Below are 21,045 nucleotides of genomic sequence, written 5' to 3' on the forward strand. Positions count from 1 at the left end.
CGGGACACCAGCGACCCAATCTCGGCAATCCAAGCTGGAATCACTGGAGGAGAACCTATGCGATTTAACGCTTTCCGCCGCGCCGGCTATGTCGGCGCAATGGTTACGTGCGGCCTGCTGGCAAGCACCGCGACGGCACAATCGATGCCCGACAAGATCGAAAAGATCGGCCTTATGGTGCAGGACATGTCCAATCCTTTCTTCTCGGCGATGGACCGTGGTGGCCGCGGCGCAGCCGAGGAAATTGGCGCCGAGCTTAACGTACAGGACGCCCAACTCGACCTTTCGGCGCAATACAATCAGATCGACGCCTTCATTCAACAGGGCGTTGACCTGATCATCGTCTCCGCGGTTGACGGAGGCGGGATCGAGCCTGCGATCATTAAGGCGAAAGAGGCCGGGATCATCGTGATTGCCGTGGATACGCCTGCGAAAGGTGCCGACGCGGTCATCATGACCGACGCCGTGCAGGCGGGGATGAAATCCTGCAAATACCTCTTCGACCAGATGGGCGGCAAAGGCCAGGTCCTGCTGGTCGACGGCACGCCGATTCAGACGATCATCGACCGGATCGACGGTTGCAAGAAGGTCGCAGAGGACTATCCGGGTATCAAGATCGTCGGTCAGCAGTCGTCGAAGAACGACCGCGCTTCAGGCCTTCTCGTAACCACCGACATGCTCACGGCGAACCCGGACGTGACCGGCATCTTCGGAATGAACGACCCCTCGGCGCTCGGGGCCGTGCTTGCCGTGGAACAGGCGGGCAAAGCCAAGCAGATCATCGTGACCGGCGTCGATGGCAGTCCCGAGGCGGTGGCCGAACTGACCCGGGAAGGTTCGCCCTTCATCGGCACTGCCACCCAGAACCCAGGCAAGATGGTGACGGAAGCCGTACGGCTTGCGCAGGATATGGTCGCAGGGAAACTGCCCGCCGAGACCACCATCCTGATCCCCAGCGAACTCGTCACGCGTGACAACGTGGGCGAATATTCGGGCTGGTAATTCGCATAACAAGGATGGTGCGGGCGGCTCCATTGCCCGCACCCCCGAACTGGAGGTCAGACGATGACTGCTCCCCTTCTACAACTCGATCGCGTTTCCAAGCGCTATGGTGGCACGCTGGCCCTGAACGACGTGTCACTGGACCTCTTCGCTGGCGAAGTCCACGCCCTTATGGGCGAAAACGGCGCGGGCAAGTCGACGCTGATGAAGATACTTGCAGGTAACGTTCCCGCCGACACGGGCCGCATTTTGATCGACGGGCAGGACGTCGAGGTGCGGACACCAGCGGACGCGAGCAGCAACGGCATCGCCATCATCCACCAGGAACTCAACACCGTCCCCTACATGACGGTGGCCGAAAATCTCGCCCTGGGCAAGGAACCCAAAGGACGGTTCGGGATTCTTGATCGACGGAAAATGCTGAGCGATGCGCGCGATAAGCTCGCTCGAATTCACGCCGACATTGACCCAACCCGCGAACTCGGGTCGCTCAGCGTGGGCATGCAGCAGATGGTCGAAATTGCGCGCGCGGTGAGCGAAAACGCGCGCATCCTCGTGCTCGACGAACCCACCGCCGCACTGTCGCGGCAGGAATCGCAGGAGCTCTACGTTCTCATCGAAAAGATGCGCCGAGAAGGTGTAGGCCTCATCTACATTTCGCACCGAATGGAAGAGGTTTGGCGACTGGCCGACCGCATATCGGTGCTGCGCGACGGAGCCCATATTGGAACCGGTGACGCCAGGGAACTGACCGAGGCCGAGGTCGTCTCGATGATGGTCGGGCGCAACATCGAGGATCTCTATCACCACGAACTCCGCACTCCTGGCGCGCAGCTTCTTGAAGTACGCGGTCTGGCTGGAAATGGAGTTGGCCCGGTCGACCTGACGGTCCATGCCGGCGAGGTCGTCTGCATGGCCGGCCTCATAGGTTCGGGTCGAACCGAGACCGCGCGCATGATCTTTGGGGCGGACCAGCGCAACGCCGGCGAGGTCCTGATCGCGGGCCGCCCGAGCAGGCCGCGTGATCCCTCGGATGCGATCCTCGACGGGATCGGCATGGTGCCGGAGGACCGCAAGTACGAGGGCCTTTTCCTCGAACACTCGGTCCTCGACAACATCGCGGTTTCCAGCCTCGATCGGCTGTCGAGTTTTGGCCGGATCCGCCGGGCAGAGCGCCGCGCCGAGGTGTTCGAGAGGATGGATCAGCTCCACCTGCGCCGGAACGCTATCGACTTAGCAGTCGATGCGTTGTCTGGCGGCAACCAGCAAAAGGTGGCGGTGGCGCGCTGGCTGATGCGCGACTGCGAGGTCCTGATCTTCGACGAACCCACGCGGGGCGTGGACATCGGTGCCAAGCGGGAAATCTATGACTTGATCGACAGGCTCGCCCGCAGCGGCAAGGCGATCCTAGTGATCTCTTCCGACCTGCCGGAAGCCATCGGCATCGGCGACCGGCTGCTAGTGATGCGCAACGGCCGGATCGTTCATCAAATGCCATCGCGGGAGGCGACGGAGGAAATCGTGATGCTCCACGCGACCGGTGCAATCAAATATGACGCTACCGCAGAGGAGGAGGTGACAAAATGCTAACCGCTATCGACAAACAGCAATCCCAGACCCAGAACGCCCGGGCCCCCTTCGATTTTGCCAGGTGGTGGGACCGCGTGGGCATCCTCGTGGTGCTCGCCGGACTCGTGATCTTCATGGCGCTGGTCGCGCCGAACTTCACGCGGGTGGACAACCTGCTCAACATCCTGCGGGCGATCTCGATCAACGCGATCCTTGCCGCGGGAATGACCTTCGTCATCCTGACCGGGGGGATCGACCTGTCAGTCGGCTCCACTGTCGCGGTTTCGGGAGTCGTCGCGGTGCTCGCTGCCATCGGGGGCATACCTGCACCGCTCGCCATCCTCATCGGAGTCGGCACCGGAGCGCTCTGCGGTCTGGTGAACGGCGCGCTTTCGGCATATCTCGCGCTCGCGCCTTTCATCGTCTCCCTCGGGACGATGACCTTCCTGCGTGGGCTCGCCTATACGCTGACCGCGGGACAGCCGATCGTTTCGTCGAGCCTGAGCTTCAAGGCGCTCGGCAGCGGCTATTTCGTCGGCATCCCAATCCCGGTCTACGTGATGATCGCCGTCTACCTCGTCGCCTGGTATCTGCTCGAACGCACCCGCTTTGGCCGTCACGTCTATGCTGTGGGCGGCAATCCCAAGGCCGCGCGGCTCGCCGGGATCAAGGTCAGCCGCATCCTCACCTCGGTCTACGTGATCGCGGGAACCTGTGCCGGGCTTGCGGGGTTGATCTTCGCGGCCCGCGTCATCTCGGCCCAGCCGACGGCGGGCGAGGGCTATGAACTCGACGCAATCGCGGCGGTCGTCCTTGGTGGCACCGCGCTTGCTGGCGGCCGCGGGCGGATCATCGGCACGCTCATCGGCAGCGTCATCCTCGGCGTGCTGACCACGGGCTTGATCCTGCTCAATGTACCCTTCTTCACCCAGCTTCTGATCAAAGGGATGGTTATCATCTTTGCGGTTTCCATCGACAGCCTTAAGCAACGCCCGCAGCTCTTCACGGTTTGGAGAAAGAAATGACCCCGGCCAACGCAACCGTCAGCACGCTGACCGACGCTGCCGACCTCGCAGGAACCGTAGTGACGATTACCGACCCCGTTCCGGGCATGCGCCGGTCCGAACCCATAATCTTCGAAGTGCCGGTCCGGGTGGACGCCCCGCTCTGGTGGGCAGAGACTGCGACCGGCGAGCGCGTGCTTTGCCAGCGGCTCGCCACCCGCTCGAGTACGGACAGCACCGCCCTCGTCGTTACCCTAAGCTTCGAGGGAAGCGCGAGCCTGCGGCTTACCGGCCCCTGCGAGGAGGCGTCGCCCACGGGCATCGCCGAGCTTCCCGGCAAGGAGGCGGATTGCTTCGTCCGGCTTGACACCGGAGCCTTCGACCTTGAAATGTGTTCTGGTACCGCGCAGGGCACCGGCGCGTCGAAGTGGGGGCTCCGGCATTTCCGTGGTACCGAAGACGGACTCGAGCTGCTCCCCTCTGGAAACAACGCCATCGGCGGCTTCTACGGCCCGTTCTTTACGCCTGAGAACGGCCTAATCAACCCACCAGAGCACACCGTCGTCGAGATCGAGACCATCGAGAAGGGGCCGGTAATGCATCATTACCGAATGAAGGGCACTATCCCCGACGGGCTGCTCGATGAACTCAAAGGCAAGTCCTTTACCATTGACTGGATATTCACCCACGGTACGCCGTTTTTCCAGCGTCGCTACCTGGTCGATCCCTTCCGCACTGTGATCAACGGACGGTCGGTAGACAACAAGATTACCGTCGGCGACGAGTTCGAAGGCGGGCAAGGCGAGCTGGTCTTTGACCGTTTCGCCGCTTATCAGGGCACGGTCTATCGGTCAGGCGATCCCTATGCGGGCGAATTAGTCGAGATGGTGCGCGATACCCTGGAAACCTCGACTGAGGATAACCCCAAATTCGCCGAGTTCCGGCGTGAACTTAAGGACATCGAGGCCGCGCATTGGGATCTCTACTGGCGTATGTTCTGCACCTGGGAGGGCGTGCTCAGCGATGACGAGATCCGCGAGCGTCTTGGCCGAGTGCGGGCAGAGTCTCATATGAAGGCCGACCTGACCTCGCGCGTTTGGGAGATTTCATCCGAGCCGGTGAACGTCTCGGCCATGCCTCATGAGACGATCTTTCAGGGTGCCGCGAACAAGACGGCGGAGCTCCACGAGGCGAGCGGTCGTGCGATGGTCTGGTGGACCTCGGAACCCTCCGGCGCGTTCCAGATCGTGCAGCGTAAACAATCGGGCTGGGTGAACTGGGGCAGCAACGGCGAAAACGAATGTCCGGAGCTCCCGGTCGGAGTGGACATCAAGACCGCCTATGGCACGTTCGCAGAAAACTGGAAGGTCGTGGCTGACCAACTCGAACAGCCTCCACATGTCGCGGTGAATGGATCTGCGAATTGAGTGTCCAGGCCGATCCCGCTTCGCCACGTTTATCCCCTCCCCTCCTGCCAGATCAGAGTGGCCTGGGTCAGAACAATCAGGCCGTTGGGGTTCCCCGGACATGTGCTCTGGAACGCATGATGTTCACAATCCGTTCGGCCTTAGCGTGTCCGGGGGAACAGTTCTTGTTCTCCCCCCGTACGGACCGACATATGCGGCGGGGACTGCAACCGGTCGGTCGCTTGTAACGTTTCTGCGATTACCGAAAAACGATTTCGCCAACCGCGCCGACGACCCCGTCTTCAGGATGTTCTCCTTGATCGACAGAACGCTGGCAACTTGATCGTGGAATTGTAGTGCAAGCAATGACTGGGCTGAAGTGACGAAGCCGATAGCGTTTGAGTATCTGCTTAGGGCATCGCCGATGATTTGATCGGTGCCGCGAAAGGCAATGACAACCTTGTTGTCAATTGTGTATCCCTTGCTGAAAAGTCGGTCGACTAGGATCGATTAAGCGTCCAGGAATATGCACTTCTCGCGCTCCAGTCGTATGACGACCCCAGCGACATTGGAAATGCCCAGGTCCTCCTAAGCTCTGAGCTGTTAGGCGGAGATTTCTAACGCTCCCTTTCCTGGGCAATCTGATCGGCGAGCGGCCTGATCAGATAGGAAAGCGCCGCGCGTTCGCCGGTCTGGATGAACGCCTCCACCGGCACTCGGGGGTATCATGCCGGAAAAAAGATCAAGGGGCGCAAGCGCCACATCATTGCCGAGATGCTCGGCCTGATGGTCGGTCTCATGGTCGATAGCGCTGACATTCAGGACCGGGACGGTTGCCGGACCGGTTGAAACCCATCCGCCACGATGGCCCTGGTTGCTGCACGTCTTTGCCGATGGCGGCTATACGGGCGACAAGCGGAAACGGCGACATCACCCGACGTTTCTCAAGGTATTGCTACCATTGAGCTCTTTTCGAGTCCGACTCTCAAGGACCTGCCGCTTGCCGAGGTCGCGCGCCAGACGGCCCCGCTCTGCCTGATTTCCGTCGTCACCCTCTCCGCCGCCGCCTGGCTCTTCCGCCGGCGGCTGGAGTGAAGCTCAGACGAGCCGGATCGGCCCCGGATAGCGTCCGACGATTTCATCTGATGTGAGCAACAGCAAACCATCGACCATCGACTGGGCGACCAGGATGCGGTCGAAGGGGTCCTTGTGGATCGGGGGCAGTTGATCGATCGCAACCGCATGGGCGCCATTCACGGCCAGTTCCTCATAGCCGTTGTCGAGCAGGCTGCGACGCAGGATCCGGGGCTCCACTTCGAGGTCCGCCCGCCCGAGCCGACGTTTGATGGCGATCTCCCAAAGACTCGCGGCACTGAAATACAGGAGGTTTTCGCGGTTCTCGATAAGGTGTCGCGCCTCCGCCGGCAACCGGCTTGGATCACCGGCTGCCCAGAGGAGGATATGCGTGTCGAGAAGAAGGTTCATTCGCCGAAAAGCTTCTCTATCTCGTCAGTGGCCATCCCGTCAAAATCGTCCGGAACACGGATCTGGCCCGCGAGAAAGCCAAGGCGACGCTTTTCACCCTGCGGCGGCTGCTCGATCGGCACGACCTTCACCATTGGTTTTCCCGCCTTGGCAATAATGAAGGGCTCACCGCGCGCAGCCTTCTCAACCAGACGTGACAGGTGGGTTTTCGCCTCGTGGATATTGATCGTTTCCACCGATGATCTCCGAGCATAATAAACTTAGTTTAGTAAACTTAGTCTACTACCACTTGTTGTTCAAGCCAGCCGGTTGGTCCAGGTAGTCGTCGCTGACCCGGTCAAAAATTCGACCCTGTAGCCGGATCGGGGGCCGCGGCTTCGCCGGTGTTCGTGAACGGCTCTAATTCACCGAACTCGATCTATCTTGCGTTGACCTTGGGCCGCAAACGTTTCCTGAAACGTGTGTACATTCTTCCCGTCGAGGCGACGGCGCTGTAGAGTTATCGAACGTGCGCCCGACCATCCCACCCGGAGGCTCCTTATGGCTGAGGTCTTGCTGTTCCACCACGCACAGGGGCTGACCCCCGGCGTCCGCGCATTCGCCGACGACTTGCGCGCCAGCGGTCACATCGTGCACACGCCGGACCTGTTCGACGGACGCACGTTTAAAAGTATCGACGAGGGTCTCGCCTACATCGGTGAGATCGGATTCGACGGCATTCGTGAGTGCGGCGTCCGCGTCGCCGACGAACTGCCTCCCGAGCTCGTCTATGCCGGGTTCTCGTTCGGCGTGCTGCCGGCACAGAAGCTTGCACAGACACGGCCCGGAGCCCGCGGAGCCCTACTCTTCCACTCTTGCCTGCCGATCAGTGGCGAGTGGGCCTTTGGACCCTGGCCGGACGGCGTCGCGGTCCAGATTCACGGCATGGACAACGACCCGATCTTCGTCGGCGAGGGCGACATCGACGCCGCCCGCGAGATTGTGGAGAAGGCCGTGGATGCGGAGCTTTTCCTGTACCCCGGCGATCAGCATTACTTCGCCGACAGCTCGCTCCCGTCGTACGACGCGGATGCAACCGCGCTGCTGACCATCCGAGTTCTTGACTTCCTGGATCGCGTCTGATGCATGGCGGCGTCTTTGCTTGAGCTCAGTCGGTGGTCCCGCAACAGCGCTTTCGTTAATCTCCGTATCACGTCGTCATGAACCGCCCGATCGCGGCGATCTCGTTCTGGCGGATGTCGTGGCCGCCGGAATGCCACTCGAGTTCAAGGGTCGCCTTCTGCGCCATAAAATAATCGGCGAGCGCCTGCGTCAGCGGCGCCGGGCAGATCGGGTCGCGTTCGCCGGCGGTGATCAACACTCTCCGGCCCTCGAGCGCCGGATTGTCCTTCGGCCGGAACGGGATCAACGGATGCATGAGAACCGCCCTGTCGAAGATACCCTCCTCGATCATGACATTGGCAAGAATATTGGCGCCGTTCGAATAGCCGAGGCCGATGATTTCCGAGGCATTATGCTCGGCCGCCAGCGCCTTGACGAAGCCCGCCATCTTCCCTGTCGCACGGGCGAGGTCCGCCATGTCGTAGACGCCCTCGCCGGTTCGCTTGAAGAAGCGGGCGGCGCCATGTTCCGAAACATCGCCGCGCGGCGACACGATGGTGGCAGCCGGCAACAGCTCGGTGCCGAAGCCGAAGAACTGGTTCTCGTCGCCGCCGGTACCATGGAGGACGAAAAGGATCGGGCTGCCGGGCGCGCCGGACTTCAATTTATGCACATAGCCGTGATCGGGCATTGATATCTCCTTTGCCGCGACAGCGCGGTGCGTCCTTTAGAACGATGGACGCTGCAGGGTCTTGACGTTCTTTTCCTTCCCCGCCCCAGGCAAAAACTCGGGGCGGGACGGGATTTCCGTTTAGTCCTCGAGCTTCTGCAGATGGCTCTCGAGGATCGGCCGCAGGTGCTTGTGCTGCTGCGGCAGCTTCAAGGCCTCGCCGAGATGGGCGGTATCCTCGTCGCGATCGAAGCCGGGCTCGTTGGTCGCGACCTCGAAAAGCACGCCGCCCGGGGTGCGGAAGTAGATCGCCCAGAAATAGTCGCGGTCGATGACCGGCGTCACCTGATAGCCGGTATCGATCAGCGCCTTGCGCACCTCGAGCTGCTTTTCGCGGTTGTCGACGGCAAAGGCGACGTGATGCACCGAGCCCGCGCCCTGCGCGGCCCGGTTGACGTTCGGCATCGTCTCGATGTCGACAAGGCGCGCGCCGTTGCCGCCCGGCACGATCAGCCGCGTGACACCGTCCTTGCGATCAAGCTCCTCGTATCCCATGAACTTGAGCAGTTCGGCCGTCGCGCCTTCGTCGCGCAGCCGCATGGCGACGGAATGGAAGCCGCGGATCGCATGATCTTCGGAAATCCCACCCACGGTCCAGGGTGTGCGCGGATCGTCCTTGACCTCGACCAGGGCAAAGCCATCGCCATCCGGGCCGGCGAAGTTCAGCCGCTTCTCGCCGAAGTTTTCCTCTTCCTTGAGCCCGGTGACGCCGAGCGTTGCCAGTCGATCCTGCCAGAAGCCGAGCGACCCTTGCGGCACGGCGAAGACCGTCGTCCCGACCTCGCCGGTGCCGGCACGGCCGCGCGGCATCTGAGGAAACGGGAAATAGGTCATTACCGTGCCGGGCGTGCCGATCTCGTCGCCGTAATAGAGATGGTAGACATCGGGCGCGTCGAAATTCACCGTCTTCTTGACGCGGCGCAGCCCAAGCACCTGCGTGAAGAAGTGATTGTTGGTGCGGGCATCCTCCGCCATCGACGTGACGTGATGCAGGCCTCTGATCTGGTCGAGCATGTCTCGCTGCCTTTCTGCCCGTCTGGACCGGGCGCTTTGGTGACGAACAGATGCGCCCTTTGACCATGTCAGAAAAGGCCGCGCAAACAGACGCATTGTCAACGCAGCGTTGACGCGAAATCCCGGTCGTTTGCCATAGGCGGCTGTATCTGGTGCCGGAACCCACGCCAGTATGCACACCAGCGGGAGATTATGGAAACAAACAGCGGCTCGAAACGTTGATCTCACCACGCGAAGGGAGATGACATGGCGCCGCGCCCGTACTGGAAAGGCTACCTGAAGCTTTCCCTCGTGACCTGCCCGGTGTCGCTGACGCCGGCGACGAGCGAGGCGAACAAGGTGCGCTTCCAGACCATCAACAAGGCCACCGGAAATCCCGTGCGCAGCCGGTATGTCGATGCGGAGACCAACAAGCCCGTAGAGGACGAGGATGAGGTCAGGGGATACGAGACCGAACCAGACAAGCATGTGATCATCGAGGACGAGGAACTTGAGGCTGTTGCCCTCGAAAGCACTCGCACCATCGACATCGACCGGTTCGTTCCCGCCGACAGCATCGAATGGATCTGGTACGACAGCCCGTACTACCTGATGCCGGACGATGAAGTCGCCCAGGAAGCCTTCGCCGTCATTCGCGAGGCGATGGCGAAAACGGGAACTGTCGGCATGTCGCGGCTGGTGCTTTCGCGGCGCGAACGGGCCGTGATGCTTGAAGCCCGCGGCAAGGGCATCGTCCTGTGGACACTCCGGTATGGTGACGAGGTGCGCGATCCGGAGGACGCATTCAAGGACATCGACGGGGCAAAGTCGGACCCCAAGCTCCTCTCCATGATCACCACCGTCATTGAAGGCATGACGACGCCCTGGTCCGCATCGCTGGTGCGCGATCCGGTGCAGGAGCGGCTCCAGGAGATCATCGAATCCAAGCGCAAGAAGCAGGCGAAGAAGCCGCGAAAGACCGCGAAGGGGGACGAGCCTGAGCCGCCGAGCAACGTGGTGAACATCATGGACGCCTTGAAGCGGTCGATCTCGCAGGAAAAGAAGAAGGGCAAGAGCTAATGCACGTCGTCCAAAAGTGTGCAGCGGTTTTGGGGCAACGACGTGCATGAAAACAAAGACCTAAAGCGCGTTGCACGAATGCGATTAAATGCGACGCGCTTTAGGCTCGTTTTTGCCTGACCGAAGGGATTACCGCCGACTTCCAGAAATCCTCCCAGGGATCAGCGTCGAGCGCGTTCAGTCGCGGCAGCGCATTCTCAACCGTGAAGTAGTCCGGTCCGACGGCGGGGCTGAGCTCGTCCCAGCCCAACGGCATCGACACTGCCGCTCCCTCCCGGGCCCGCGTCGAATAGGGGGCAACGGCTGTCGATCCGCGGGCATTTCGCAGGTAGTCGACGAGAATCTTGCCCTTTCGCTTCGCCTTGGTGACCGTCGCGACGTACCGGGCGGGATCATCGGCCGCCATCGCGTCGGCGATGCTCTTGGTGAACGCCTTGACCTCCTGCCAGTTCGCCTTTGGTGTGAGTGGCGCGACGACATGCAGCCCCTTGCCTCCCGAGGTCTTGACGAAGCTCGAAAGTCCCGCGTCGGCAAGACGCGCGCGCACGTCATGGGCCGCCTCGATCACCGCCGCCCACTCCACACCTGGCCCGGGATCCAGGTCCATGATGATCATGTCGGGCCGATCGAGCTCGTTAAGCTGCGATCCCCAGGGATGGATCTCCAGCACCCCGCCCTGAACGAGCCCGATCAGTCCGGGAAGGTCGTCGATGGCAATGATCGGCTCGTCGTCCTCGGGATCGACGGCCTTGAGGATCTCCTTGGCCTGGCCGCGCCAGGCGTGCTTCTGGAAAAAGCAACTGCCTCCGACGCCATCCGGACAGCGCACCAGAGCGAGCGGACGGTTGACGATATAGGGACCGATGAAGGGCCAGACATCGCAGTAGTAATCGGCAAGTCCCTGTTTGGTGACGCCGGCATCTTTCCAATAGAGGCGGTCAGGGTGCGTCAGCCGCACCGCGGGCGTCGCTTTGATAGCCGGACCGGCGCCGGCCGTTTCCCGAACGACATCTTTCGGCTTCTTGTCTTCGCGTAAGCCCCGGAACGACGCGTGCCGCACGACGCCGTCCGCGGTCCACGCCCTGAACTCGACTTCGGCGACAAGCTCGGGCGAGACGAAACGAACCTGCCGGGCGTCCGCGGCCGCGAGCTTTGTGGCGAACGGGGTCTTTTGCACCTCCAGCTTTTCGAGGCGTTTGCGGAGGTCATGGGCGAGCTTGCTGGTAAAGCCGGTCCCGACCTTGCCGGCATAGACGAGATCGCCGCCGTCGTAGTAGCCGAGAACGAGAGAACCGATGGCCTTTGGGGACGTGGTCGATGGGACGAAGCCGGCGACGACGAACTCCTGGCGCTGTGAGCATTTTGCCTTGATCCAGTCATTGCCGCGCCCGGAGCGATAGGGCGCGGTCCTGTTCTTCGAAACGACACCCTCCAGGCTCAGCCGGCAGGCGTGGCGAAGGATCAGATCTCCATCCTCGTCGAAATGTTCGCTGTAGCGCAGCACTGCCGGCGCTTGCCTGAGGAGCCGCTCAAGGGTTGCCTTGCGCTCAGTGAGCGGAACGGGTCGCAGATCGTGTCCATTGAAATAGAGGAGATCGAAGAGGAACAGCACCAGCCGATCGGTCCTGCCGGCCGCAAGATCCGCCTGCAAGGCGGAAAAATCGGAGGCTCCGGCCGCGCCTTCGACAATGGCTTCGCCGTCGAGGATGGCATCTTCCACCGGCAGCTTCGTCAGCGCCGTGGCGATCGCCGTGCCGAACTTGCTGGTCCAGTCCAGCCCGCTCCTCGTCAGCAGGCTCGCCTTTCCGTTGCGCACATGCGCCTGGAGGCGGTATCCGTCGAACTTGATCTCATGCAGCCAGTTGCTGCTGCTCGGTGGCGACGCCTTGAGGGTTGCGAGCGCCGGATCGATGAAGCCGGGGAACGCGGCCTTCCTGGCGCGCTTCGGCATCGCCGGCGGCTGCGCTTCTTTCCACTCGATCTTGCCGGCTTTGGAAGACCAGCCGGGGTCCTCTCCTTCGACCTCGCTGATCACCCTTCCGGTTTTGACCGATTCCGGCCGCTCCTCGAGTATGTCCGGTTCATCCTGAGTGCGGGCGAAGTCGTCGTCGCTTTTGATCAGCAGCCAGTTCTCCTTCTTGTCGCGCGGCTTTTTGGCCATGCGCACAAGGTGCCAGCGTCCGCCGAGTTTTTCTCCATGGAGTTCAAAGACGAGATTGCCCTTGGCATAGGCTTTCCTGGCGTCGCCGACCGCCGCCCAGCGGCCACGGTCCCAGACGATCACCGTGCCCCCGCCATACTCCTTCTTCGGGATCGTCCCCTCGAAGTCGCCATATTCGAGCGGATGGTCCTCGACATGCACGGCCAGGCGCTTTTCGCCCGGCACAAGGCTTGGTCCCCTGGTTACCGCCCAGCTCTTGAGCACACCATCCATCTCGAGCCGCAGGTCATAGTGAAGACGGGTTGCCGCATGCTTCTGGATGACGAAGCTGTCGCCGGCCGGCGTCTTGCGCGAGCCGCCCTTTGGCTCTGGCGTCGCCTCGAAGTCGCGCTTCTTTCGATAGGCGGTAAGCGACATCAGCTCGCCTTGCGCCGCTTCTCGGATGTGGCCTTCCTGCGCTTGCTCGGCGCCGGCGGTTTCGCCTTGGTAGCGCCCGCACTCTGCCGCAGCGCCTCGAGGAGACTGGTGACCTTCTCCTCCTTGGGCCGCTTGGGCGCCTTGATCGCGCGGCCCTCCATCTTGGCCTTGACCAGTTCGGCCAGCGCTTCATCGTAACGGTCATCGAACTCGCGCGGGTTGAACTCGCCCTTCTTGGTATCGATGATGTGCTTGGCGAGATCGAGCATTTCTCCCTCGATCTTGATCTCGGGGATGTCTTTGAAGGCCTCCTCGGCCGAGCGCACTTCATAGTCAAAGTTCAGGGTATGGGCGACAAGGCCGGGGCCTTGGGCCCGCAGCATCACCGTTCGCACCCTCCTGAACAGCACGGCCCTTGCCAGGGCCGCCACTTTCTTGCGGCGCATACCCTCGCGCAGCAGGCTGAACGGATCGGTGGCGATGGAGCCGGAGGGGGCAATGAAATAGGGTTTGTCGAAATAGACGGTATCGACCTGCGGGCAATCGATGAACGCTTCGATGCGCAGCGTCTTGTCGCTCTCGGGGACTGCTTCGGCGATCTCGTCCGGCTCGAGAATGACGAACCGGTCGTCATCGAGTTCGTAGCCCTTGACCTGCTCTTCCTTCTCGACCGGCTTTTCCGTTTGCTCGTCGATATACTGGCGATGGACGCGGTGGCCGGTCTTGCGGTTGAGCACATGGAACGAGACGCGCTTGGAGGTTGTTGCCCCCGCGTACAGGGCAACCGGAAACGTGAGCTCGGCCAGCTTGATGTGCCCCTTCCATGTTGCCCGTAGCGCCAAAACCTTCTCCTCACGCTGTCGAGTGAAACGCAGTGCAGGCAGGGCTGTTCCACACTGGTGCAGGCGCCGGGCTCAAACCTGGTTTCCAGACCGTGTCTCAGGGATTGGTGTAGCGCGAGCGAGCGGGAGGCTACCGCCGAGCCACGCCCCTCGGCGTCCCCTCGGTGGGAGACGGCCCGAATCGGAGGATTCTGCAGGGCAAGTCGAGCGAGGTCCGGTTTGATCGACCCGCGGCTCAGTGCGAGTGGTGGATCCGCCGAGCGCTCCGCCTAAGGGGGGCCACCGCAAAGGACCGCTCACTGGCGCGATCCAGAGCTTAACCGAGGCGTGGCCGAAGTTCGCCTCGCCACCCTTCTGCGTCTTTCGGGAACGTGAAAAATCAACCCGTTACGGACCTTTATGGGCGTGGCGATTGGTGCTGTGCCTACTCCAAGGAAAACCTCCTTATCCATGCGGAATGCACCAGAACTATCTGCTACGTGCATGTCGGCAAAAATGGTATGAAGGCAGGGGGGCGGTTTAGTCGAGGGGACATGCGCCGCCTGCAGCAGGGAGGTGCGTCGTGCCAATCGCCACCGTGTCCAGCCGAATGCTTGCCGTCACCGAGGAAATGCGCACGGTCATGGATTTTGCGCGAAAGGTCCTGGAGGGCGACGGCCTGGGGCCCGATGCCTGCGATTTTATGTTCGGCAATCCGCAAGAAACGCCGTTGCGTGGACTTGTCGATGCCTTGATCCGCCACGTCGAGCCACAGGATGTGCACTGGTTCGGTTACAAAAAGTACGAAGCGCCGGCGCGCGAGTCGGTGGCCCGTTCGCTCAGCCAAGCGCGAAGCCGGCACTACAAGCCAGACGACATTGCGATCACCGCGGGAGGGTTCGGCGCGATAGCGGCTGCGCTGCTTGCCGTGCTCGAAGTGGGAGACGAGGTCATCTATCCGCGCCCCGGCTGGTTCGCCTATGGTGCTCAGATTCGCGGCGCGGCAGGGACCCCCATCGCCGTCGACCTGGCCCCGGGAACCTATGACCTCGATCTCGAAAGGATCGAGGCAGCGATCACCGCGCGCACCCGCGTGGTGGTGGTCAACACGCCGCACAACCCGACCGGCCGCATCTTTCCCCGCGCTCAACTGGACGCACTCGCAGACAAGCTCGCGGCGGCGTCCGAAAGATTCGGCAAGGTGATATATCTCCTTGCCGACGAGCCCTATGCTCGACTGGTGTTTGACGGCCATGCGCATATCAGTCCGGCCGAGAGCTACCCGCACACGCTGATCGCCTATTCATTCGGCAAGACCTTGCTCGCGCCCGGCGAGCGCCTGGGGTGGCTCGCACTCGGGGCGGATATGCCCGAGGCCGACCGGATAAGACTGCGCGAGGCTGTCGATATGGCGCAGGTTTCGCACGGTTGGGCTTTCGCCGGCCGTACCCTGCAGCGGGCATTGCCTGATCTCGAGAAGCTCAGTATAGATGTAGCAGCCCTCGCGCGGCGCCGCGACCGCATGGTCGAAGGCTTGAGGGCAGCGGGATACGACCTGCCGGTGCCTGAAGGTACCTTCTATCTCATTCCACGGTCACCGATACCGGACGACATGGCCTTCGCGGCACGTCTCGCAACTGACGGTGTCTGGGTGCTGCCCGGCAGCGTCGCCCAATTGCCTGGACGTCTGCGGATCAGTTTGACCGCAAACGACGACATGGTGGAGCGCTCTTTGCCCGTCTTTGCGCGCGCGATCGGGGAAGTCGCGGGTTAACTCCTGGTGAGCAGAGCTCACACCGGCCGCCGCCGTTGTGACGTTCTCCCGACACGGGTGGAAGCGTGGGCTTCTCCTCCTGCGTTCCGCCGCGGCGAATGCCGCAGACAGCCGCCTCGCGACGCCTTCGTAGTCAAAGTGGCGAAAAGGCGACTGTGAAATCGAGCGTATGCACTTGTTCGTCGGACGCTCGACATCTAAATTGGCCGGATGCTTGACTATTCGTCTCGACCGTCGCCGCCGCATATCCCGATGGATGCCCTAAGCGAAGTCCTGCAAGACTTTCGCTTGAGCGGGGTCAATTATGGCCGCTGCGAACTCCGGCATCCATGGAGCATTGCCTTTCCACAGCAACAGCTGCTTCGTTTTCACTTTGTCAGCCAGGGTCCGTGCTGGATCAATACCGAAGCTCAGGGATGGCAGGAGTTGCACCATGGCGATCTGGTGCTGCTGCCGCAAGGCATCGCACATCGATTGGCCAGCGCGCCGGATGTTGTGGGCGACTCGCTCAAGGGCTGCCAGGTGACAAAGTTGGGGAGCAACGTCAGCGACGTCGTGCAGGAAGGTACGGGTGCAATCAGCACCCTTTTCTGCGGCTCCATGGCTTTGGGCGCCTATGCCCTCAACCCCTTGATCGCTTTGATGCCGCCAATCATCAAGGGCTGCGATGTGGCCGGCAATGACCCGGTCATCGGCCCCCTCTTGGCGGCCATGACGGCGGAGGCTGCACGACCCCAGCTAGGTAGCGCAACCGTCTTATCGCGGATGGCGGACTTGCTCACCGCGCGGCTCATCCGCTGCTGGGTCAATTGCAGCGGAGCCTCGACCACCGGTTGGCTCGCCGCCATTCGCGACCCCCATATCGGTCGCGTTCTGGCGGCGATGCACCGAGACCCCGGTCATAAATGGACTCTCGAAAGCCTCGCTGGCGTGGCGGGCCAATCCCGCTCGATCTTCGCTGAACGTTTCAGCGCTGTCCTCGGCGAAGGCGCGGCACGCTATCTCGCCCGTCTGCGCATGCAGCTTGCCCGCGAATTGTTGGGGCAAAGCGGCATATCGGTTGCCGAAGTCGCTTCCCGCCTGGGTTATGAATCCGAGGCATCCTTCGCTCGCGCTTTCAAACGCATGACCGGCGTCTCACCGGGCGTTGTGCGTCGCACAATTTCCGGACGAACGGACATGGATTTCGGATTATAAGACACATATCATCCGGAAAAATTCGTCTATGAAATCTCCGAAACCAGGAGATATTTCAATGACGGACACGACATCACAGCTTGACGACTCGGTGATCGACTTTGAAGCTGCCGAGCCAGCCGCGTGGAGCGCGGCCACCTGGTTCGCCGTTTTTTCAATGGCGGCCACGAGCTTCGCGCTGGTATCGGCTGAGTTCCTGCCGGCAGGACTGTTGACGCCAATGGCGCGAGATCTCGGCATTAGCGAGGGAACAGCCGGACAGGTCGTAACCGCCACTGCTTCCGTCGGCGCCGTGACGGCCTTGTTGAGCAATGTTCTCATCGGCAGGTTGAACCGCAAGACGGTGCTGGTCGGTCTCAGTGCGTTGGCGGTCGGCTCCAATATTCTTGCGGCGTTGGCGACCGATTTTTGGCTATTGTTGTTGGGCCGAGCCGGGTTGGGCATCGCCCTCAGCGCTTTCTGGGCGCTTTCGGTCGCCGTCGTGGCGAGGCTGGTCGGCGCCAATGCCGCAGGTCGAGGCATGGCCATCGTCACCCTCGGCGTCTCGCTCGCCACCATAGCTGCGCCATCGATGGGGGCTTTGATCAGCGACTGGCTGGGTTGGCGCAGCGCAATGGCCATGACGGCGGGCTTTGCCGCGCTTGCCATGCTGCTGCAGGTGCTGAGCCTGCCGACTCTGCCTGCAAGCACAAGCAACAGTCTGGCCGATGTTTTCCAACTGACACGGCGGCGTGGTGTTCAATTGGGAATGCTTGCCATCCTTTTGCTGATGACAGGGCATTTTGCCGGCTCGGTTTATGTGCGTCCCTTCCTTGAACAGGTGACGCTCCTTCAGACCGCGCCGATCGCCCTGGCGCTGCTCGGGTTCGGCATTGCCTCCGTGATCGGCAATATCGCCGGTGGCCGAATGGCCGACGCTAATATCCGCATGGCACTCGCTGTCACCGCCGCGTTGATGGCGTTTGCGGCACTCGCCTTGGTGCTTTGGGGCGCACACATCGGCGTTGCCTTCGGCTTCGTCACATTTTGGGGCTTCGCCTTCGGCATGGGACCGGTGGTGCTCCCTACCAATCTGTCCCGCGCGGCACCGGACGCTCTCGAGCCAGCGGGCAGCCTGATGGTCGTGTCTTTTCAGGTCGCCATCAGTATCGGCGCAGTATTCGGCGGCTACGTAGTGGATCACTACGGCGCTCTGGGGCCCCTGACCCTTACCGCCGCGCTAGCCGCATCGACAGTCGCCCTGGCGCTGCTGCAGCCCCGCAGTTGAGCTTTGCTTCAGGTATGTGTGCCGAGGCGTTCACCAGACTCCAATCGGGGCCGCAGCGTTCCAGTCGATGCGGCCCAGAACTTGAACATCCTCGCAAGGAGCCGGCGCGCGTGGGCGACGGCAGGTTTGCGCCCCCAAGTCAGACACTGAGCAGAGCACGGTGGTATCCCAGAAGCGGACATGCATACATGCCGCCGAGCTGAAAGTTTGCACCACTTCCAGACCTTACCCTCTGAAGCTGCGATCGACGCGTTTCGACCGTTTGAGGTCATTCATTCACAGCGACCCGAATTACCGGTGTTGCCCCCCAAGTGGACATTTATGTCTCCGGTCCGCCACGAGCCCTTTTAAGGAACATTCTCTCAGTCGTGGTGTTTTTCCTCTTTAGGAACGGCGACATGAGAAGCCCCATAGGGACGCGGCCGACGCATATCCGGCAGGTGATGGCAACCGATTACAACGTCGCATTTCTGCGATCACTTCCAGTGTTCAGAGTTAGACCCAAACTCCCAAAGAATATAAGAGTTCTCCTCAAGCGGTTGCATGATGTGGAGAACGCAGGGAAGTGACCGTCCCTCACGTAGACGGCTTTGGAGGCCCCCTTGACCAGGGATGTTGGCCGGGGTCGTTACCACGTCCTCAACGGTAAGCTTGCCAGCAGTTCCCAATGTGCGACGTTCAGATCAGGCACGATAGATCTCTTCATACAGGGCTAGTCTAAAGGCGAGTGTCGCGGTTGTCGAAGACATCAGGATGACAGGAGCGCGAGGAACGTCCCTCATCTCGTGAGGCATTGCAGCTCGACTGGCAGACCTTGGATAGCGTAGCGGCCCAACCGCGATCCGGGCGGTTGCCTGTGCTTGCCGGCGATGCCCAATTGACATTCGAGCTTCGCCGCTAGCCCCGACGGGGATTCAACACCCTGCAAGGAACAACCTAGTAACCAACAATGAGGCAGTCTCAAAAAATGTCGGATCATCGACAAGGACATCCGCGCGATAGCCAGCTTCGTCTAAAACTGACACACCCGCAGCTCATAAGCAGGAGCTAAATCTCGTAACTGTTAGCAATAAGGTATTTTCATTCGCCGAGGAGGCGGTAGCGACTAGTGGCCCAGACCCGCTCTTGCCCTTTCGAGGGCGATTGCGCGATGAACGGCGTAGCACCGAGGTCAGCCGGCGGCATCCGTTGGAACAAACCTCTTAGCTCAGCAGTTCGATCAATACCGAATGGAGCTTATGATGCGCTGCCGGTACCTCATCGCGTTTCTGGCCGCTGTTTCTCCGAGTGTGATCGCGCTCGCTGCCGGCGACGGTTCAGGGGCAGTCGAAGTATTCCGGCGAACGTGCCTTGCACAAGGTTCAAGTTTCGACGCGATCGCATCCGCCGCCGCCGCTAAGGGATGGAAACCTTTGCCAGGAGGCGACTTCGAGCGTCTCGCTCCTCTCGAGGACGTTGATTTCTCAAGTGGATGGATGGCCACTGATCGAGCCCTTCCGGAACCCGTTGTAATCGGAGTCACCAAGGCTCGACGGGACGGAAGGCCCGTCGAGACCTGCACCGTCGCCTTCACGAAGGTGCCCATTGAGCCATTTCTCAAGGCATTCTCCGACAGTACCGATGCGGAGAAACTTTCCGAAGAATCGGAAGGAACCTGGACCTCGAGGCTCTACATGCTGGTTGCCGGAGACCGCAAACAGTTCGTCAAGCTCAAATACGCCCGTTCGCCCGATGGAAATGGGCCAATGGCCGCGAGCTCAATCGCGGAGAGATAGGATGCATTACGGCGTGACATGCCTCCCGTTGTAGAACTCAGACGCATTTACCCGTTACTGCCGGAAGGCACTCCGCTCAAGGGGCCGGGGTATGAGCATAATAATCAGCATCATCACAAGCATCCTGATTACAGCCCTTGCCTTCCTGGTGCTCTACCTCGTGCAAAAACTACCGATTGACTCAACGATGAAGCAGATGGCTCAGGTCGTTGTTGTAGTCGTCGGCGTAGTTTCGTTGCTCAGCTATCTGGACGTGTTCTAAAAAGCGCCGGGGGCTTGCCTGCACTTCTCTCAGGCGGTTCTTGAAATCGAAATGGAACGTTGCATGCGCCGTCTATGCGGGCAGCAACTGGGCAGCATCCACCCAGTGGGCGGAAGGGCCAACTGTCAACCTGTTGAGCCGCTCCTGAGGGGGCCATCTTAGCAGCAACGTTTCGGTCACGTTAGCCCGCCGCTTTCCGGCTTGCCTTTCGCCCGCCTGCGTTCGTCTAGCAGATTCAGCAAGTCCGTTCGATCATCCGCATCGAAATAGTCCAGGCCGGCTTGCGGTATGCCTTGCCATCGAGCAGGCCAGCCGGTGAAGCGATCAATCACGCTCCACAAGCCGTTGCTGTCATCATGCAATTCGTATCGCTGGGTCATGCTGGCATCTTAGCGCACCCTTAAACGCCGCGCTATCGCGCGGTCAATATTCTTCACCAGCGCGGTGTGCCCTGCGAGGGCAGCCGTGCTGGTGTGTTCCACAGGTGTATGATCACGGTTAGGTTGGGTTATTGAGAACCAACAGCGCTCTCGCTGCATTTTTCGGGTTAAGCCCTTCCATCTTCCAGGGGCCGATCTCTGCAGTTTCTCCGGTGAAGAGGTGATATATGGTATAGGTTCCGTCGCCTACGAAACGGCGGCCATACTCATCGCGCTGTCCGGATCGGTTCGGCGCGCCCCCTTCGGATTCCCATGTGCTGATGGCGAGCGCGTGTTCTTCGTGTTTACTTTTCATCTGCAGCTCTCCTCCCCACAGTCGCCTGCGCGACAGCTGAACGCTGATCAGTTATCGGACGTCAGCTCGTCAATCGGCTCCAGATTATCTTCGTTGCTCACGCGCTCTTGGCCGAGTTCATCATTGCGCATGCGATACTGAGGCGAATTGTCTCTCAGAGGGAGTTTAGCGGTGATCTGATAGCTTTCCGCCGCACGAGGGGAAATATTTGCGCGATTCTTAAGTCGCACTGACAGCCCGATCGGGAATAGATGATGGCGCATTGG

At 61.2% G+C, this 21,045-nt stretch carries 21 protein-coding genes and 2 pseudogenes; 13 read left to right on the top strand and 10 right to left on the bottom strand.

Annotated elements, in window-relative coordinates; translation table 11 throughout:
* The first annotated feature begins 57 nt into the window (after positions 1-57).
* The 6 genes and pseudogenes from AC4P1R_RS19005 (at position 58) to AC4P1R_RS19030 (ending at position 6,076) form a co-directional block, all read left to right on the top strand.
* Complete coding sequence (locus AC4P1R_RS19005) at positions 58-1,002, top strand: ABC transporter substrate-binding protein (RefSeq protein ID WP_151613618.1); 945 nt, start codon at positions 58-60, stop codon at positions 1,000-1,002.
* Positions 1,003-1,065: 63 nt separating this feature from the next.
* On the top strand, positions 1,066-2,592 hold the full coding sequence (locus AC4P1R_RS19010) for a sugar ABC transporter ATP-binding protein (protein WP_151613619.1): 1,527 nt from the start codon (positions 1,066-1,068) through the stop codon (positions 2,590-2,592).
* Positions 2,586-3,596 (top strand): ABC transporter permease, encoded by a 1,011-nt coding sequence (locus tag AC4P1R_RS19015; protein WP_151613620.1) that lies wholly within the window; start codon positions 2,586-2,588, stop codon positions 3,594-3,596. The genes AC4P1R_RS19010 and AC4P1R_RS19015 overlap by 7 nt, the downstream gene beginning before the upstream one ends.
* On the top strand, positions 3,593-5,002 hold the full coding sequence (locus tag AC4P1R_RS19020; RefSeq protein ID WP_492178487.1) for a hypothetical protein: 1,410 nt from the start codon (positions 3,593-3,595) through the stop codon (positions 5,000-5,002). Before AC4P1R_RS19015 ends, AC4P1R_RS19020 begins: the two co-directional genes overlap by 4 nt.
* A 684-nt stretch (positions 5,003-5,686) precedes the next feature.
* Positions 5,687-5,909 (top strand): annotated as a pseudogene (locus tag AC4P1R_RS19025) (transposase); the annotation flags it as partial.
* Entirely contained in the window at positions 5,846-6,076 is a 231-nt protein-coding gene (locus tag AC4P1R_RS19030; protein ID WP_151613621.1) for a hypothetical protein, read from the top strand. The pseudogene AC4P1R_RS19025 and the gene AC4P1R_RS19030, both read left to right, overlap by 64 nt.
* 3 nt (positions 6,077-6,079) lie before the next feature.
* Here AC4P1R_RS19030 and AC4P1R_RS19035 read toward each other — a convergent pair whose 3' ends face one another.
* Together AC4P1R_RS19035 and AC4P1R_RS19040 are read right to left on the bottom strand one after the other, a co-directional pair.
* Positions 6,080-6,466: a type II toxin-antitoxin system VapC family toxin gene (locus AC4P1R_RS19035; protein WP_151613622.1), complete on the bottom strand. Its 387-nt coding sequence runs from the start codon at positions 6,464-6,466 to the stop codon at positions 6,080-6,082.
* Complete coding sequence (locus AC4P1R_RS19040; RefSeq protein ID WP_151613623.1) at positions 6,463-6,702, bottom strand: type II toxin-antitoxin system Phd/YefM family antitoxin; 240 nt, start codon at positions 6,700-6,702, stop codon at positions 6,463-6,465. Before AC4P1R_RS19040 ends, AC4P1R_RS19035 begins: the two co-directional genes overlap by 4 nt.
* A 304-nt stretch (positions 6,703-7,006) precedes the next feature.
* On the opposite strand from AC4P1R_RS19040, the gene AC4P1R_RS19045 reads away from it, so the two are divergent.
* Positions 7,007-7,588: a dienelactone hydrolase family protein gene (locus tag AC4P1R_RS19045; protein WP_273362090.1), complete on the top strand. Its 582-nt coding sequence runs from the start codon at positions 7,007-7,009 to the stop codon at positions 7,586-7,588.
* A 67-nt stretch (positions 7,589-7,655) separates the two neighbouring features.
* Here AC4P1R_RS19045 and AC4P1R_RS19050 read toward each other — a convergent pair whose 3' ends face one another.
* Positions 7,656-8,258, bottom strand: coding sequence for an alpha/beta hydrolase (locus tag AC4P1R_RS19050; RefSeq protein WP_151613625.1), 603 nt, complete (start codon positions 8,256-8,258; stop codon positions 7,656-7,658).
* Between the two features lie 120 nt (positions 8,259-8,378).
* Positions 8,379-9,311: a VOC family protein gene (locus AC4P1R_RS19055; RefSeq protein WP_151613626.1), complete on the bottom strand. Its 933-nt coding sequence runs from the start codon at positions 9,309-9,311 to the stop codon at positions 8,379-8,381.
* A 246-nt stretch (positions 9,312-9,557) separates the two neighbouring features.
* Here AC4P1R_RS19055 and ku (AC4P1R_RS19060) point away from each other — a divergent pair, with 246 nt between their 5' ends.
* Positions 9,558-10,370, top strand: coding sequence for a non-homologous end joining protein Ku (gene ku, locus AC4P1R_RS19060; protein WP_151613627.1), 813 nt, complete (start codon positions 9,558-9,560; stop codon positions 10,368-10,370).
* Between the two features lie 100 nt (positions 10,371-10,470).
* On the opposite strand, the gene ligD is transcribed toward ku (AC4P1R_RS19060), so the two are convergent.
* Together ligD and ku (AC4P1R_RS19070) are read right to left on the bottom strand one after the other, a co-directional pair.
* Entirely contained in the window at positions 10,471-12,948 is a 2,478-nt protein-coding gene (gene ligD, locus AC4P1R_RS19065; RefSeq protein WP_151613628.1) for a DNA ligase D, read from the bottom strand.
* Positions 12,948-13,790 (bottom strand): non-homologous end joining protein Ku, encoded by an 843-nt coding sequence (gene ku / locus AC4P1R_RS19070; RefSeq protein ID WP_151613629.1) that lies wholly within the window; start codon positions 13,788-13,790, stop codon positions 12,948-12,950. Before ku (AC4P1R_RS19070) ends, ligD begins: the two co-directional genes overlap by 1 nt.
* A gap of 562 nt (positions 13,791-14,352) precedes the next feature.
* On the opposite strand from ku (AC4P1R_RS19070), the gene AC4P1R_RS19075 reads away from it, so the two are divergent.
* The 3 genes from AC4P1R_RS19075 to AC4P1R_RS19085 all read left to right on the top strand — a co-directional run bounded on the left by AC4P1R_RS19075 (position 14,353) and on the right by AC4P1R_RS19085 (position 18,007).
* The gene (locus AC4P1R_RS19075; protein ID WP_210249918.1) at positions 14,353-15,543 is read left to right on the top strand and encodes an aminotransferase class I/II-fold pyridoxal phosphate-dependent enzyme; all 1,191 of its coding nucleotides are present in this window, start codon (positions 14,353-14,355) and stop codon (positions 15,541-15,543) included.
* 210 nt (positions 15,544-15,753) lie between these two features.
* On the top strand, positions 15,754-16,740 hold the full coding sequence (locus tag AC4P1R_RS19080) for an AraC family transcriptional regulator (protein WP_151613630.1): 987 nt from the start codon (positions 15,754-15,756) through the stop codon (positions 16,738-16,740).
* 58 nt (positions 16,741-16,798) lie between these two features.
* Complete coding sequence (locus AC4P1R_RS19085) at positions 16,799-18,007, top strand: MFS transporter (protein WP_151613631.1); 1,209 nt, start codon at positions 16,799-16,801, stop codon at positions 18,005-18,007.
* Between the two features lie 778 nt (positions 18,008-18,785).
* Here the strand turns inward: AC4P1R_RS19085 and AC4P1R_RS19090 are convergent.
* A pseudogene (locus AC4P1R_RS19090) lies at positions 18,786-19,032 on the bottom strand (hypothetical protein).
* A gap of 450 nt (positions 19,033-19,482) precedes the next feature.
* Between AC4P1R_RS19090 and AC4P1R_RS19095 the strand changes: the two are divergent.
* Together AC4P1R_RS19095 and AC4P1R_RS19100 are read left to right on the top strand one after the other, a co-directional pair.
* Positions 19,483-19,782: a hypothetical protein gene (locus tag AC4P1R_RS19095; RefSeq protein WP_131820454.1), complete on the top strand. Its 300-nt coding sequence runs from the start codon at positions 19,483-19,485 to the stop codon at positions 19,780-19,782.
* 91 nt (positions 19,783-19,873) lie between these two features.
* Complete coding sequence (locus tag AC4P1R_RS19100) at positions 19,874-20,044, top strand: Thivi_2564 family membrane protein (protein WP_192803823.1); 171 nt, start codon at positions 19,874-19,876, stop codon at positions 20,042-20,044.
* Positions 20,045-20,220: 176 nt separating this feature from the next.
* On the opposite strand, the gene AC4P1R_RS19105 is transcribed toward AC4P1R_RS19100, so the two are convergent.
* From AC4P1R_RS19105 to AC4P1R_RS19115, 3 genes are all read right to left on the bottom strand, one after another.
* The gene (locus tag AC4P1R_RS19105) at positions 20,221-20,424 is read right to left on the bottom strand and encodes a hypothetical protein (RefSeq protein WP_069456628.1); all 204 of its coding nucleotides are present in this window, start codon (positions 20,422-20,424) and stop codon (positions 20,221-20,223) included.
* Positions 20,425-20,542: 118 nt separating this feature from the next.
* Positions 20,543-20,779: a hypothetical protein gene (locus AC4P1R_RS19110; protein ID WP_151613632.1), complete on the bottom strand. Its 237-nt coding sequence runs from the start codon at positions 20,777-20,779 to the stop codon at positions 20,543-20,545.
* A gap of 47 nt (positions 20,780-20,826) precedes the next feature.
* Positions 20,827-21,042 (bottom strand): hypothetical protein, encoded by a 216-nt coding sequence (locus AC4P1R_RS19115; RefSeq protein ID WP_151613633.1) that lies wholly within the window; start codon positions 21,040-21,042, stop codon positions 20,827-20,829.
* Positions 21,043-21,045: the final 3 nt, after the last annotated feature.

The organism is Sinorhizobium sp. Y406, assembly GCF_058732025.1.